13 protein-coding genes and 2 pseudogenes are annotated in these 13,935 nt (G+C 71.9%); 9 read left to right on the forward strand and 6 right to left on the reverse strand.

The annotated features are described in order from the left end of the window. Window positions 1-103 precede the first annotated feature (103 nt). The 4 genes and pseudogenes from AB0D57_RS41865 to AB0D57_RS41880 form a co-directional block, all read left to right on the forward strand. On the forward strand, window positions 104-2,071 hold the full coding sequence (locus AB0D57_RS41865; RefSeq protein WP_362086439.1) for a prolyl oligopeptidase family serine peptidase: 1,968 nt from the start codon (window positions 104-106) through the stop codon (window positions 2,069-2,071). Between the two features lie 100 nt (window positions 2,072-2,171). Further along, window positions 2,172-3,098: an LD-carboxypeptidase gene (locus AB0D57_RS41870; protein WP_362086442.1), complete on the forward strand. Its 927-nt coding sequence runs from the start codon at window positions 2,172-2,174 to the stop codon at window positions 3,096-3,098. 41 nt (window positions 3,099-3,139) lie between these two features. Then, on the forward strand, window positions 3,140-3,691 hold the full coding sequence (locus AB0D57_RS41875; protein WP_362086445.1) for a GNAT family protein: 552 nt from the start codon (window positions 3,140-3,142) through the stop codon (window positions 3,689-3,691). Window positions 3,692-3,706: 15 nt separating this feature from the next. Then, window positions 3,707-4,430, forward strand: a pseudogene (locus tag AB0D57_RS41880) (DUF5107 domain-containing protein); the annotation flags it as partial. A gap of 48 nt (window positions 4,431-4,478) precedes the next feature. On the opposite strand, the gene AB0D57_RS41885 reads toward AB0D57_RS41880, so the two are convergent. From AB0D57_RS41885 to AB0D57_RS41900, 4 genes and pseudogenes are all read right to left on the reverse strand, one after another. Further along, window positions 4,479-4,832: a VOC family protein gene (locus tag AB0D57_RS41885; protein WP_362086447.1), complete on the reverse strand. Its 354-nt coding sequence runs from the start codon at window positions 4,830-4,832 to the stop codon at window positions 4,479-4,481. A gap of 159 nt (window positions 4,833-4,991) precedes the next feature. Then, window positions 4,992-5,162: a hydrophobic protein gene (locus AB0D57_RS41890; protein ID WP_362086450.1), complete on the reverse strand. Its 171-nt coding sequence runs from the start codon at window positions 5,160-5,162 to the stop codon at window positions 4,992-4,994. Between the two features lie 42 nt (window positions 5,163-5,204). Further along, entirely contained in the window at window positions 5,205-6,026 is an 822-nt protein-coding gene (locus AB0D57_RS41895; protein WP_362086453.1) for a methyltransferase domain-containing protein, read from the reverse strand. Between the two features lie 207 nt (window positions 6,027-6,233). Continuing rightward, window positions 6,234-6,824 (reverse strand): annotated as a pseudogene (locus AB0D57_RS41900) (phosphatase PAP2 family protein); the annotation flags it as partial. Window positions 6,825-7,044: 220 nt separating this feature from the next. On the opposite strand from AB0D57_RS41900, the gene AB0D57_RS41905 reads away from it, so the two are divergent. Both AB0D57_RS41905 and AB0D57_RS41910 read left to right on the forward strand, forming a co-directional pair. Further along, a complete protein-coding gene (locus AB0D57_RS41905) occupies window positions 7,045-8,664 on the forward strand; it encodes an ATP-binding cassette domain-containing protein (protein WP_362086457.1) in 1,620 nt (539 codons plus the stop codon). A gap of 396 nt (window positions 8,665-9,060) precedes the next feature. Then, the gene (locus tag AB0D57_RS41910; protein ID WP_362086460.1) at window positions 9,061-9,294 is read left to right on the forward strand and encodes a DUF6158 family protein; all 234 of its coding nucleotides are present in this window, start codon (window positions 9,061-9,063) and stop codon (window positions 9,292-9,294) included. A 204-nt stretch (window positions 9,295-9,498) separates the two neighbouring features. Here AB0D57_RS41910 and AB0D57_RS41915 read toward each other — a convergent pair whose 3' ends face one another. Continuing rightward, a complete protein-coding gene (locus AB0D57_RS41915; RefSeq protein ID WP_362086463.1) occupies window positions 9,499-9,939 on the reverse strand; it encodes a CBS domain-containing protein in 441 nt (146 codons plus the stop codon). 283 nt (window positions 9,940-10,222) lie between these two features. On the opposite strand from AB0D57_RS41915, the gene AB0D57_RS41920 reads away from it, so the two are divergent. Next, complete coding sequence (locus AB0D57_RS41920) at window positions 10,223-11,017, forward strand: RNA polymerase sigma factor SigF (protein ID WP_362086466.1); 795 nt, start codon at window positions 10,223-10,225, stop codon at window positions 11,015-11,017. Between the two features lie 105 nt (window positions 11,018-11,122). On the opposite strand, the gene AB0D57_RS41925 is transcribed toward AB0D57_RS41920, so the two are convergent. Further along, the gene (locus tag AB0D57_RS41925) at window positions 11,123-12,244 is read right to left on the reverse strand and encodes a PAS domain-containing protein (RefSeq protein WP_362086469.1); all 1,122 of its coding nucleotides are present in this window, start codon (window positions 12,242-12,244) and stop codon (window positions 11,123-11,125) included. Between the two features lie 110 nt (window positions 12,245-12,354). Here AB0D57_RS41925 and AB0D57_RS41930 point away from each other — a divergent pair, with 110 nt between their 5' ends. Beyond that, window positions 12,355-13,038, forward strand: coding sequence for an ANTAR domain-containing protein (locus AB0D57_RS41930; RefSeq protein ID WP_362086472.1), 684 nt, complete (start codon window positions 12,355-12,357; stop codon window positions 13,036-13,038). A 143-nt stretch (window positions 13,039-13,181) separates the two neighbouring features. Further along, window positions 13,182-13,935 (forward strand): hypothetical protein (locus AB0D57_RS41935; protein ID WP_362086475.1); only part of this gene is annotated, 754 nt, incomplete at its 3' end.

The following is a 13,935-nucleotide window of genomic DNA, read 5'->3' on the forward strand; positions in this document are numbered from 1 at the left end:
TGGCGACGCCGCCACCAGGCCCGATCCCAGGACAGCCACTACCAGCGACAAGCCACTCAGGCATGAAGATCGCGATCTACAACTGGAGTACTAGGGGGACCGGATGCGGACTGTGGCGTACGGATCGTGGCCCTCGCCCATCGACGCGGCACTTGCCGCCGCGCACGACGGGTTCCCCGAATTCGTGGGCTTCGTCGGCGAGGAGGCCTGGTGGACCGAACCCCGCCCGGCGGAGGGCGGCCGGCGCACGCTGGTGCGGCGCAGGACCGACGGCACGGAGGAGTCGGTGCTGCCCGCGCCGTGGAACGTCCGCAGCCGGGTGATCGAGTACGGCGGCCGGGCCTGGGCCGGGCAGATGCGCCCCGAGGGGCCGTTCGTGGTGTTCGTCAACTTTGCCGACCAGCGGCTGTACGGGTACGAAGTCGGCGGCGAGCCACGCCCTTTGACGCCGGTCTCACCCGTGGGCGGCGGACTGCGCTGGGTGGACCCGCAGTTGCGTCCCGAGCTGGGTGAAGTGTGGTGCGTACTCGAGGAGTTCACCGGGGAGGGGCCCACCGAGGTACGACGGGTCGTCGTGGCGGTGCCGCTGGACGGCTCGGCGGCGCAGGACGAGGACGCCATACGCGAACTCACCGACGGACGCCACCGGTTCGTCACCGGCCCCCGGCTCTCACCGGACGGCTCCCAAGCGGCTTGGCTCGCCTGGGACCATCCGCGGATGCCGTGGGACGGTACGGAACTGATCCTGGCGGACGTGACCGAGTACGGCACACTGCACGCGGCGCGGCCCGTCGCGGGTGGCCCCGAGGAGTCGATCGCCCAGGCGGACTGGGCCGCCGACGGCACCCTGCTGTACGCCAGTGACCGCACCGGCTGGTGGAACCTCTACCGGCTCGGCGAGGAGAGCGCCCTGTGTCCGCGCGAGGAGGAGTTCGGCGGGCCGCTGTGGAAGATCGGGCAGCGCTGGTTCGCGCCGCTGGAGAACGGGCTGGTCGCCGTCGTGCACGGGCGGGGCGCCGCGGCGCTCGGGATACTGGACCCGGAGACCGGCGAAGTCGTCGACGCGGTCGGCCCCTGGACCGAGTTCGCCCCGACGCTCGCCGTCCACGGCAGTCGGGTCGTCGGCGTCGCGGCCGGCCCCCGCAGCGCGTACGAGGTCGTCGAACTGGACGCCCGCACCGGGCACGCCCGGGTGATCGGCTCCGCCCACGACGACCCGGTCGACCCCGCGTACTACCCGGAACCTCAGATCCGCACCTTCACCGGCCCCGCCGGACGCGAGATCCACGCGCACATCTACCCTCCGCACCACCCCGGCCATGTCGCCCCCGGCGACGAGCTGCCGCCGTACGTCGTCCGGGCGCACGGCGGACCCACCGGACGGGCGCCCCTCGTCCTCGACCTGGAGATCGCCTACTTCACCTCGCGCGGCATCGGCGTCGCCGAGGTCGACTACGGAGGGTCGGCGGGGTACGGGCGGGAGTACCGCAACCGGCTGCGCGAGCAGTGGGGCGTCGTCGATGTCGAGGACTGCGCGGCCGTCGCGCTCGCCCTGGCGGAGGAGGGCACCGCCGACCGGCGGCGGCTCGCCATTCGCGGGGGCAGCGCGGGCGGCTGGACGGCGGCGGCTTCCCTGACGGCCACCGATGTCTACGCTTGCGGCACCATCCTCTATCCGATCCTCGACCTCGTCGGCTGGGGTTCGGGGGAGACGCACGACTTCGAGTCGCAGTACCTGGAGACGCTCATCGGGCCGCTCGCCGAGGTGCCGGGCCGGTACGCGGAGCGGTCGCCCGCCGAGCACGCCGACCGCATCACCGCGCCCTTTCTGCTGCTCCAGGGCCTCGACGACGTCATCTGTCCGCCGGTGCAGTGCGAACGGTTCCTGGCCAGGCTGGCGGGGTCGGCCGGCCGGCGGGTGCCGCATGCCTACATCGCCTTCGAGGGCGAGGGGCACGGGTTCCGGCGGGCCGACACGATGGTGCGGGTCCTGGAGTCCGAACTCGCGCTGTACGCACAGGTCTTCGGTGTGAACCCGCCCGGTGTTCCGAACCTGGAGCTGCTCAAGTGAAGCGTGTCGTGTCGCCTGTGGAGTCCGTCCCTGTGCGGCCCGCCGTACCGCCTGTGGAGTCCGCCCCTGTGAAGCCCGTATCAACTGTGGAGTCCGCTCAGTGAAGCCCTTGACCCGTCCCGCCCGCCTCGCCCCCGGGGCCCGCGTCGCAGTCGTCGCGCCCAGCGGTCCCGTACCCGAGGAGCGGCTGGAGGCGGGCCTCGACATTCTGCGCGGCTGGGACCTCGAGCCCGTCGTGGCCCCCCATGTCCTGGACCGGCACCCCGAGTTCAACTACCTCGCGGGCACCGACGCCGACCGGGCCGCCGACTTCCAGGCCGCCTGGTGCGACCCGGACGTGGCCGCCGTGCTCTGCGCCCGCGGCGGATACGGCGCCCAGCGCATGGTCGACCTCCTCGACTGGGACGCCATACGCGCCGCGGGGCCCAAGGTGTTCCTCGGCTTCAGCGACATCACGGCGCTGCACGAGGCGTTCGCGAACCGGGCGGGGCTGGTGACCCTGCACGGTCCGATGGTGGCCGCCCTCGACTTCCTCAAGAACGCGCGGGCGCAGGAGCAGCTACGGGCGACGCTCTTCGAGCCGGAGACGGTCCGCGCCCTCACGTCGGGTTCGGGTACCGCTCTGGTCCCGGGCCGGGCGCGGGGAGTCACCCTCGGCGGCTGTGTGAGCCTGCTGGCCGCCGACCTCGGCACCCCGCACGCGCGTACCTCCGCCCGCGGCGGGCTGCTCCTGATCGAGGACATCGGCGAGGAGGCCTACCGGCTGGACCGGATCCTCACCCAACTGCTGCGCGCCGGATGGCTCGACGCGGTCGCCGGGATCGCGCTCGGTTCGTGGGTGGACTGCGGCCCGTACGAGAAGCTCCGCACGGTGTTCGCCGACCGCCTGGTCGGGCTGGGAGTACCCGTCGTCGAGAACTTCGGGTTCGGGCACTGTGAGGGGGCACTGACGATTCCGTTCGGAGTCGGGGCCGAACTCGACGCGGACGCTGGGACTTTGACATTGGATGAGCCGGCGCTCGCGTAATGGCCATGAGCGGGCCACGCCTGTTCGCGTACTGTGTCGGGATGCCTGAGAACGCCTCCGAGTATCTCGTCGTGGGCCCCCGCGTGGGCATTCGGCGCTTCGCGTACGAGGACGGTGCCGAGTTCACCGCCCGGGCCCGGGAGAGCAAGGCACTGCACCAGCCCTGGCTCTTCCCGCCCGGCAGCGCGGATGCCTATGCCGTGTACGCGCGCAGGCTCATCGAGGATCCGACGAAGGCCGGGTTCCTGGTCTGCGAACGGGACGGCGGAGCCATCGCGGGCTTCATCAACATCAACAACATCGTCGAGGGCGGCTTCCTGTGCGGGGCACTGGGGTACGGCGCCTTCGCGCACGCCGCGGGGCGGGGGCTCATGGGCGAAGGGCTCGGGCTGGTCGTCCGTTACGCCTTCGGGACGATGGGTCTGCACCGGCTCGAAATCAATGTCCAGCCGGGGAACGCCGCCTCCATCGCGCTCGCCCGACGGTGCGGTTTCCGGCGGGAGGGTTTCTCCCCGGACTTCATCTACATCGACGGGGCCTGGCGGGATCACGAGCGGTGGGCGATCACCGCGGAGATGCCCCGCTCCCGCTGACCGTCCCGACGGCACCTACGCCTTTGCTACAAGGCGCCGGGTACGCCGTTCGACGAGTCCACGCTCGGTGAGGCGCAGGCGCCGTGGGCGGAGTTGCTGCGGTCCGGCGCCTTTCCCGAGCCGCGGCGTGCCGGGCCGCCCGGTCAGACCCTGGTCGCCCCGCGCTGGCGGGACATGGCTGGAGACGGCGCCCGCGCAGCCGCTCACCGAGTACCACCTCGGCGTGGCCCAGTGGCACGCCGGAGATCTGGCGCAGGCGGTGCGCAGCTGGGAGCGCGCGCTGGAACTCGCTCCGTCGCTCTGGCCGTTGCTGCGCTGTCTGGCCGTCGCGGATCAGCAGGCCGACAACCGGGAACGGGCAGCCAATCGATACGCTGAGGCCTTCGACGATCTGTGTCAGGAGCGGCGTGATGACGGGGAGGCCTGGACCGCGGCTACGGCCGCGCTCGGCCGGGAGGCCGTAGGCGCGCTGCTCGCGGGGCGGCGTACGGCGGATGCGCGGGGGGCCCGGGAGCGGTTGCGGCCCGCTACGCGTTCACGCGGTCGATTCCGGCTGATCGAGGCGGAGTTGCTTCTTGCCGAGGGGGACCAGGAAGGCGTGCGGGCCGCCTTCGACGCGGGGTTCGAGGTGGCCGATCTCCGGGAGGGAGCGGAGGGGATCGGTGAGTTGTGGGCTCGGCTGACCGACGAGCCGTTGCCGGAGCGGCACGACTTCCGGATGCGGCCGTCGGTCGAGTGACGGGGGCGGACAAGCCTGTGCTGAGCCGCCCCTGATGAGGACGGGGGACTACTCCGCGGCGCGGCGGTCCACGTACTCGTACACCGCCCCGTCGGGGTGTCTGGCGATCAAGTTGCGCCCTACGGGTGTGGGCACCGGCCCCGCCAGAATGAGGGCTCCGGACTCGCTGAGCACCCGATGGGCCTCATCGACATCCTTGACGGCGATGGTCGCGGCGACCTTGCGCAGGATGTCCAGCTCGGCCTCGGGTCCACTCATCAGCAGGAAACAGCCGACCGCGGCGACGGACACGCCTCCGCGCTCGAACCGCAGGGCGCGCCCGCCCGCCAGTCTCTCGTAGAAGGGGACCGAAGCCTCCAGGTCGTCGACGCAGATACGCAGCGTGGCTCCCAGAATCTCCATGGGGACGAGCCTAGTCGGGGCGGACGGGGGACGAGATCGGTTCGTAGACAGACCGAAAACGCGATCTGTTGTGACCGGTCCCGCGGTCCGAGGACCGGAATCCGGACCTCGGACCGCGACCTGTCCTCGACTGTCACGTCGACTTCTCAGGACGTGGATCTACCACCGGTACCAGCGGCCCCGGGTCCCTGCCGCGTTCGTGCCGCGGAGCAGGAATCCCAGCAACCACACCACGAGAACCACCAGTGCGATCCACCAGAGAAGGTCTACCGCGAATCCGGCACCGAAGAGGATCAGTGCCAGCAGCAGTACCAGCAGGATGGGAACCATGATGTGTACCTCCTGCTTGCCGGGTTTCCCGAAGCGGGCGGCTCACGCTTCCTTTCGGCAGAGAACCTCTCCGTGCAGTACGGAGAACCAGCCGTCCTCCTGCCGCCCCCACTCCCGCCACGCCTCCGACACGGCCCGCAGCTGCTCGGTGGTCGCGTGGCCGCCCTCCGTGGCGCGGTCCGCGTACGTCGAGGCCAGCGTGCGATCCGCCCACAGCCCGCTCCACCACTCGCGCTCGTCCTCGGTGGTGAACGTCCATGTGCTCGATGTGGCCGTGATGTCCCTGATCCCCGCGGCCAGCGCCCACGACTTGAGACGGCGGCCGGCGGCCGGCTCGCCCCCGTTGGCGCGGGCGACGCGCCGATACAGGTCCTGCCAGTCGGTCATGCCCGGTACCTCGGGATACCAGATCATGGCCGAGCAGTCCGCCTCCCGGACGGCGATGAAGCCGCCCGGCTTGGTGACCCGGTACATCTCGCGCAGCGCCTGCACCGGGTCGCCCACGTGCTGCAGTACCTGGTGCGCGTGGACCACGCAGAAGGTGTTGTCCGGATACTCCAGCGCGTGCACGTCCGCGACCGCGAACTCGACGTTGTCCAGGCCGCGTTCGGTCGCCACGGCACGGGCCTGCGGCAGGATCCCCGGTGCGTGGTCGACGGCGGTGACATGTCCGTCGGGAACCAGCTCCGCCAGGTCGGCGGTGATGGTGCCCGGGCCGCAGCCGATGTCCAGGATCTTCATGTGCGGCTTCAGGGAGTCGAGCAGGTACGCCGCCGAGTTGGCGGCGGTGCGCCAGGTGTGCGAACGCAGCACGGACTCGTGGTGGCCGTGCGTGTAGACGGCGGTCTCCTGCGACTTCGACATGACCGTTCCCTTCGCGGTGGACGAACTTGCCTCGCGAAGTCGCTGAGCGGCGCCTCGCGAGGACGGTACGCATCACCGTACGCGCGCATGTCGAATGATGAGACCTGGATCTTGAGATATGGACTGATGGGTAGTCAGGGAAAGGTTGGTGAGGGCGGGCGGGGGCGCGGGCGCGCGGGGCGGGCCGGTGGGTGGGGTGGAGGGTGCGAGCCGGTCGAGGGTCGGGACCAGGCCCCGTACGGCGTACGCGGCGGCCGCGCCCAGGGCCGCGCCCGCGAGGACGTCGCTCGGGAAATGGGCGCCGGTGTAGACGCGGGACAGCGCCACCGCCGTCGCGAGCGGCGCCACCGCGGCGCCCCAGCCGCGCGACTCCAGTGCCACGCCCGTGGCGAAGGCGGCGGCCGACGCGGAGTGGCCGGACGGGAACGAGGTGGTGATCGGCTGCCGCTTCAGCTGCCGGGCCAGGGGGACCGGGCCCAGGGGCGGGCGGGGGCGGCGTACCGTGCGTTTGCCGAGGGTGTTGATCGTCGCGGAGGCGAGGGTCAGCGAGGCGAGGCCCCTTGCGGCTGCTCGGCGGGCCCTTGGGGTGCGGGTCACTGCGAGGGCTGTCGCCGTGGCGAACCATAGGGCGCCGTGGTTCGCGCTGTGACTGAGCCTGGGCAGGAGGCGGTCGCATCCTGGCCAGTGACGGGTGGCGACCGCCCGGAAGAGGCGGGAGTCGGCGGCCAGGAGGCGGTTGCGGAGTGTGTGGGGGCCCGGGGGGTGGATGGTGAGGTCGATGTCTGGGGTGAGGGGCATGGGGTGCGGGTACCCAGGTGGGGGTGGGTTTCGCCCCCGCCGCCCCTACCCGTCCCATCCGTTCCTGGGGGCTCCGCCCCCAGACCCCCGCCAGGGGCGCTGCGCCCCCTGGACCCCTGCCAGGTGTCCCAGCCCGTCATGGGGGTCCCGGACCGCCCCCGGAGAGCGCTCCCGGATATGAGTTTGCCCAGTACCCCTCCTCCCCGGAGAATGCCTCCCCATGGGACACCTCGAAGCCGCGCACCTTGAGTACTACCTCCCCGACGGGAGGGCGTTGCTCGGCGACGTGTCGTTCCGGGTGGGGGAAGGGGCCGTCGTCGCCCTGGTGGGCCCCAATGGCGCGGGCAAGACGACGCTGCTGCGGCTGATCTCCGGGGAGCTGAAACCGCACGGGGGGACGGTCACCGTCGGAGGCGGACTGGGAGTGATGCGGCAGTTCGTGGGGTCGGTCCGGGACGAGACGACCGTACGGGACCTGCTCGTGTCCGTGGCGTCGCCCCGGATCCGAGAAGCCGCGAAAGCCGTCGACGTGGCCGAGCACGCGATCATGACCGTCGACGACGAGGCGGCCCAGCTGCGCTACGCCCAGGCGCTCTCCGACTGGGCCGAGGTCCGCGGATACGAGTTCGAGACGCTCTGGGACATGTGCACCACGGCCGCGCTCGGCATCCCGTACGAGAAGGCGCAGTGGCGCCAGGTGCGGACGCTCTCCGGAGGAGAGCAGAAGCGGCTCGTGCTCGAGGCGCTGCTGCGTGGCACGGACGAGGTGCTGCTCCTCGACGAGCCGGACAACTATCTCGACGTCCCCGGGAAGCGCTGGCTGGAGGAGCGGCTCAAGGAGACCCGCAAGACCGTCCTGTTCGTGTCGCACGACCGCGAGCTCCTCGCTCGCGCCGCCGAGAAGATCGTGAGCGTCGAGCCCAGCCCGACCGGCGCCGACGCCTGGGTGCACGGCGGCGGCTTCGCGACGTACCACGAGGCCCGGCGGGAGCGATTCGCGCGCTTCGAGGAGCTGCGCAGGCGTTGGGACGAGAAGCACGCGCAGTTGAAGAAGCTGGTGCTGAATCTTCGTCAGGCGGCGTCCATCAGCCATGAGTTGGCCTCGCGCTACCAGGCCGCGCAGACCAGGCTCAGGAAGTTCGAGGAGGCGGGCCCGCCTCCGGAGCCGCCGCGCGAGCAGGACATCAGGATGCGACTGCACGGCGGGCGTACGGGCGTACGGGCCATCACCTGCAAGGGACTTGAGCTCACCGGCTTGATGAACCCGTTCGACCTGGAGGTCTTCTACGGCGAACGGGTCGCCGTGCTCGGGTCCAACGGCTCCGGCAAGTCGCACTTCCTGCGCCTGCTCGCCGGCGGCACCGTCGCGCACACCGGCGAGTGGAAGCTCGGCGCGCGGGTCGTCGCCGGGCACTTCGCTCAGACGCACGCCCACCCGGAGCTGGAGGGCCGCGCGCTTCTCGACATCCTGTGGACCGAGCACGCCCAGGACCGCGGCGCCGCCATGTCGCGGCTGCGCCGCTACGAGCTGACCGCCCAGGCCGAGCAGCGCTTCGACAAGCTCTCGGGCGGCCAGCAGGCCCGCTTCCAGATCCTTCTGCTGGAGCTGGAGGGCTCAACGGCCCTGCTGCTGGACGAGCCGACCGACAACCTCGACCTGGAGTCGGCGGAGGCCCTCCAGGAGGGCTTGGAGGCGTACGAGGGGACGGTCCTCGCGGTCACGCACGACCGCTGGTTCGCCCGCTCCTTCGACCGCTATCTGGTCTTCGGCTCCGACGGCCGGCTGCGGGAGACGACGGAGCCGGTGTGGGACGAGCGGCGGGTGGAGCGGGCCCGCTAGGGCCTGTCCGGCGGATGCCGCAGACGAGGGGTCTGGCACGCCCATCTGCGGCGTTGTCGTCGGTTGCCGACTCCCCCAAGTTCTCGGCTTCGCTCGAACAGGGGGGACCCCCATCGCGTCGACGCCCTCCTCCGCCTTGCAGTTGGACGCACCAGACCCCGCTCACCAGCGTTTATAGGGCGCCGCCGATTTCCTGCGACTTGATCCGCCGGACAGGCCCTGGTCCTGGGCTCGCGGGCACTTCCCGGAGGCCCGGGACCCCGGATGTTCGTAGAGTGGAGGGAGGACGGCGAGATCCATGGCTCCCTCCCGGACGCCGCTCGGGTACCCCGCGGGGCAGCGCCTCCCCGTCGGGCACCGGACCGCGCCGCAGGACACGACGAGCGGGGTATCACCATGACCGGAGTCGACCCTGAGCGGCTGGACGACCAGCAGCTGATGAAAGAGCTGGAGACGATCCACCGCACGCGCCACGACACGCTGCTCCACGGTTCGAACGACGCGCTGCGCACCCACAACCTGCGCATGGCGCAGCTGGAGGGCGAGTACCTGCGCCGCCATCCACGCCGTCCGGTCGCGGCGGGCCGGACGCGCGAGGGAGCCCGGGAGCGGGGGCCCGGAGAAGACTGACCGGCGCGAAGAACACCCCTTCGGCGCGGCCGCACTTGCTGCCCGGGCGCGCGGCGCAGTGCGGCGCAGTGCATGGCGGTGCGGCGCAGTGCATCGCGGTGCGGCGCAGTGCATCGCGGTGCATCGCGCCGCGCCGGAAGGTGCGCTCACCGCCGGGGCCCGGTGGTGCGGCCTCGCACGGGCGGTGACCGCGCCCGGTGCCGCTCACGCGAGGGGCGTGCCCGGCCACCCCTCCGGCCCGGCACGGCTGATGTCGGCGAGCGCCGAGCCGGGATCCTGGGAGACGGCCAGGTCGCCGAGGCTCACCATGCCCACCGGGTGCCCGTCCTCGATGACCGGCAGCCGGCGCACGGCATGGTCGCGCATCAGCCGTATCGCTTCGGACACGGCGTCGTCGGGCCCGACGACCACCGGGTGGGGAGTGCACACCGCGTGGGCGCTCACGGTCAGCGGATCGGCACCGTCCGCGACGGCGCGCACCGTGATGTCGCGATCCGTGAGCACCCCTATGACCTGGTGGTCGCCGGCCACCAGGACGTCGCCGATGTCCTGGGCGCGCATCAGCTGCGCGGCTTCGACGAGCGAGGCGTCCGGGCGGACCGCGACGACGCCTGGCGTCATGACTTCCCTCACGAAATCAGCCATGGCTGTGGGCCTTTCCTGAGTTCCCCGGCTGCCGGGGGTACGGATGTATCGGCTGCCGTCGCCCGCAGTACCCCCGAGTCCGCGGCCCATGCTGCCGCGGACGAGAGCCGCGCCCGTTGTTTGCCGCGCATACGGCGGGGCAGGCGCAATCACAGTGCTTCGGACAGGAGGCACGTCCGTGGGAGCGGGGAAGTCCTCGCCACGGGTGTGCCCGTCCGGGCCCCCGCGTGCTCCCACGGTGACCGTCCAACCCAAGGCACCTGCAAGGGAGTTACGACGTACCATGGGAAATCGAGTGAGTGCGAAGAATCATCCGCACGACGACGCCCCCGACACCGCGGAGGCATTCCGCAGGCTCGCCACGCTCCCCCCGGGCGAACAGCGCGACGCACTCCGTGCGGAGATCGTCGAGGCCTGGTTGCCGATGGCCGACCGGCTCGCGGGCCGGTTCCGCAGCCGCGGCGAGAACTTAGAGGATCTGCGCCAGGTTGCCGCGCTCGGCCTGGTCAAGGCCGTCGACCGATACGACCCCGAGCTCGGCAGCGCCTTCGAGAGCTACGCCGTGCCGACCGTGACCGGTGAGATCAAACGGCACTTCCGCGACCACATGTGGACCGTCCATGTGCCGCGCCGCGTCCAGGACCTGCGCAACCGCGTGCGGTCCGCCGGCCAGGAACTGTCGGGGACCGTGTCGGGCCGCAGGCCCACCGTCGCCGAGATCGCCGAGCACGCCCGGATGAGCGAGGAGGACGTCCTGACCGGCCTGGCGGCCCTGGAGAGCTTCACCGCGCTCTCCCTCGACGCCGAACTCCCCGGCAGCGAGGACGGATACTCGCTCAGCGACGCCCTCGGCTCACCCGATCCGGCCCTCGACGTCGTCATCGACCGCGAGGCCGTCAAGCCCCGGCTGCGGGCCCTGCCCGAGCGTGAACGCGCCATCCTCTACATGCGGTTCTTCGGCGACATGACCCAAAACCGCATCGCCGAACAGCTCGGCATCTCCCAGATGCATGTCTCGCGGCTGATCAGCCGCTCGTGCAGGCGGCTGCGCAACGAGGTCATGCGCGACGCGGCGTAAGCGCTCCGCCGGGGTGGGGAAGGGGGAGCGGGGAGGAGGCGTGGGGAGGGTGCGGGGCCATTGTGGCTCGTCGCGCCGTTCCCCGCGCCCCTGACGGGGCGCCCCCTACCGCTCGTTCATCGCCAGCGCTATGTGACGGGACATCATGTCCATCGCCTGCGCCTCGGCCATCGAGAACGCCAGCCGGGCGCCGCTGCGGAACAGCGTCAACACCCCCCGCACGGGACCGGACGCGGTGATCAGGGGCACGCACAGCAGCGACGTCGCATTCGCGCGTACGAGTACGGGGGCGCCCGAGGTGTCACGGCCGAAGGCGTCCGGATCCTCGGGGCGCACCTGCAGCGCCGTGGATCCGCCGCGTGCCGCCTCGACGACGAGGGGGCACACAGCGGGATCCTGTGCGGCCACCGCCGCCACCTCCTCGGCACCGTCGAAAGGGCCCAGCACGGTCGTACGGGTCAGCCGCGCCGAACCCGAGTCGGCCACCACCCAGTCCGCGAACCGCCCGTGCAGCACCCCGGCCGCCCGGTCCAGCACCGCGGACGGATCCCCGGCGGGGGCGCTCAGCAGCGCCGTGGTCATGGTGTCCAGCAGATCCATCAGCGCCGCGTGCCGTGTCGTCTCGGTGAGGCTCGGCAGCGGACCCGGCACGTTCTCGTCCGGCGGCACCCGGGAGCTCGCGGGCTGCAGGACGACGAGGACGGCGGTCCGGGGTTCGCCGCTGGGCCGCAGCGCGGTGAGGGTCGCGCGCACCGGCACCGAGGGGTGTCGCTGGACGTGAACGGTGAGGCTGCGGTCGCCCTCGCCACGCGCCACCGCCGCCGTCTGCGAGCGGAACGCGGCGCGGTCGGCATGCGCGAGGAACCCCGTCAGCGGCCGCCCCGTCGCATAGCCCGCCCGGACACCGGTGAAGGAGGTCGCCGCGAAGTTCAGCCTGCGCACCACCGTCTCGCGGTCCACCAGCGCGACGGGCACCGGAACCCGCTGGAAGAGGGCCTTGAGGAGCTGCTGTTCCTGGCGGTCGACCGAGGCGACTCCGGGCGGCCCGCCCGCGGACAGGCGCTCGTACCAGGGCCACAACTGGCCTGCCACATGGTCGAGTTCGAAGATCGCCGCGTCGAGCACCGTCGGCAGGTCGTCGGCCGGCACGGCACGCGCCGTCTTGAGCTCGGACACGCGGCGTACGAAATCCGCGAGTTCTTCACCGAATTCGTCCGTCTGCGCCATGGGATGAACGTAACCCGGGGGACGGGTTCCGGGTGCGGGACGGGCGTAACCCGTGGAAGTCGTTTTCTGTGCAGGTGAGCGGGAAGGCGCGGGGAGAGGAGGTGTGACCCATGCAGGACACCGGTCAACTCGAGCAGGGAAGGCGGCTGTCGGAGCTCGCCGAACAGGCCACCCGCTGCACACCCGACTGCTGCGGCGCCAGTTGCCTGGTCTCCGAGGAGGGTCCGGAACGGCCCGCCGCGGTGACCCACCCCGATCTCGCCGGACTCGTCTCGGTCCAGCTCCGCTCCGGCGACGGGCCGATCCCGGCCGCGCTGGAACGCGGTGGGCCCGTCGACTCGGCGGACCTGCTGCGCGAGAAGCGCTGGCCGGCGTACCGCGCGATGGCCCTCGACTCGGGCGTGCGCTCCAGTGTGACGATCCCCTTCCGCCGCTCCGGCCTGACCGTGACCCTCAGCCTCTACAGCTTCCGGCCGGGCGCTCTCGACGACGCCCCGCACGGCCCCGCCCGCGCCCTCGGCGACCTCGCCGTGACCTGCCTGGTCCGCGACCGCTCCTACCGCGCCGCGCTCACCGAGCTCGACCAGCTGGGCACCGCGCTGCGCACCCGGCCCGTCGTCGACCAGGCGTGCGGCATCGTCATGCATGTCCTGGGCTGCGACGCGGACGCGGCCTTCGGGGTGCTGCGCCGCATCTCGCAGAGCACCCAGCGCAAACTGTCCGACGTCGCCTCGGCCGTCGTGGACAAGCGCGGACGCGGCCTGGAGGGGGAACTGGTCTCCCTGTCGAACTGACCGACCCCGTGTCACCCACTCGGGCGTCCGTGTCCCGCGAATGGTGCCCGGCCGCGCGCGCCCGGCGGGTGGGCGGGCTGTGATGGGCCCGGGGGCACGACGGCTGTGCCCCCCTTCAGAGTCACTCCGAAGGAGCCCAGCCCATGCGTTGCACCGCCCGTGTCCTGACCGCCACAGCCCTGGCCGGTGTCGCGCTGGGCGCCGCCGCCTCGGCCGCGTTCGCGGATCCGGGCGCGGAGGTCGAACCGCGCTCCGTCGAACCCGGCGGCATCGTCACCGTCTCCGTCACCTGCGACGCGATCGGCGAATCACCGCCCGAATTCATCGACGCCACCTCGCAGGGCTTCGAGGAGGGCACGATCCAGCTGCGCCGGGTCACGGGCGACGACGAGAGCGCGGCCAGTACGGCGAGTACGGCGAGTACGGCGAGTGCAGCGCTCGCGGAGTACCGCGGTACGGCCCGTATCCCGTCCGGCGGGAACGCCGACGGCGGCTCCGACGCGGTGGGCCCTGAGTCCGAGTGGGGCGTCGACGGGGTGTGTCCCGTGGAGCCGGGCGGTCGGCAAGAGCCGTGGACCGCCTCGTACACCGTGGCGCGCACCTCCAGTGCCGCTCAAGAAACGGTGGAGCGTCCCGGAACGGGGGAGGGATCGGGAACAGGGGAGGGACTGGGCACCGAGGAGCGTCCGGGGACGGTGGAGCGTCCGGGGACGGTGGAGGGGTCGGGAACAGGGGAGGGAGCGGGCACGGAGGAGCGTCCCGAGACGGAGGAGGGAGCGGGCACGGTGGAGCGTCCCGGCACGGAGGAGGGACCGGGGACGGGGGAGGCAGCGGGGACGGTGGAGCGTCCGGGCACGGGGGAGGCATCGGAAACAGGGGAGGGAGCGGACACGGAGG

The organism is Streptomyces sp. NPDC048275, assembly GCF_040652275.1.
In the GTDB taxonomy this organism is placed as follows: domain Bacteria; phylum Actinomycetota; class Actinomycetes; order Streptomycetales; family Streptomycetaceae; genus Streptomyces.

Bases quoted from the DNA above. Each gene is read 5' to 3' on its own strand.
- AB0D57_RS41865 (WP_362086439.1), top strand. From the start codon at position 104: ATGCGGACTGTGGCGTACGGATCGTGGCCCTCGCCCATCGACGCGGCA.
- AB0D57_RS41875 (WP_362086445.1), top strand. From the start codon at position 3,140: ATGCCTGAGAACGCCTCCGAGTATCTCGTCGTGGGCCCCCGCGTGGGC.
- AB0D57_RS41885 (WP_362086447.1), bottom strand. From the start codon at position 4,832: ATGGAGATTCTGGGAGCCACGCTGCGTATCTGCGTCGACGACCTGGAG.
- AB0D57_RS41890 (WP_362086450.1), bottom strand. From the start codon at position 5,162: ATGGTTCCCATCCTGCTGGTACTGCTGCTGGCACTGATCCTCTTCGGT.
- AB0D57_RS41895 (WP_362086453.1), bottom strand. From the start codon at position 6,026: ATGTCGAAGTCGCAGGAGACCGCCGTCTACACGCACGGCCACCACGAG.
- AB0D57_RS41905 (WP_362086457.1), top strand. From the start codon at position 7,045: ATGGGACACCTCGAAGCCGCGCACCTTGAGTACTACCTCCCCGACGGG.
- AB0D57_RS41910 (WP_362086460.1), top strand. From the start codon at position 9,061: ATGACCGGAGTCGACCCTGAGCGGCTGGACGACCAGCAGCTGATGAAA.
- AB0D57_RS41915 (WP_362086463.1), bottom strand. From the start codon at position 9,939: ATGGCTGATTTCGTGAGGGAAGTCATGACGCCAGGCGTCGTCGCGGTC.
- AB0D57_RS41920 (WP_362086466.1), top strand. From the start codon at position 10,223: ATGGGAAATCGAGTGAGTGCGAAGAATCATCCGCACGACGACGCCCCC.
- AB0D57_RS41925 (WP_362086469.1), bottom strand. From the start codon at position 12,244: ATGGCGCAGACGGACGAATTCGGTGAAGAACTCGCGGATTTCGTACGC.
- AB0D57_RS41930 (WP_362086472.1), top strand. From the start codon at position 12,355: ATGCAGGACACCGGTCAACTCGAGCAGGGAAGGCGGCTGTCGGAGCTC.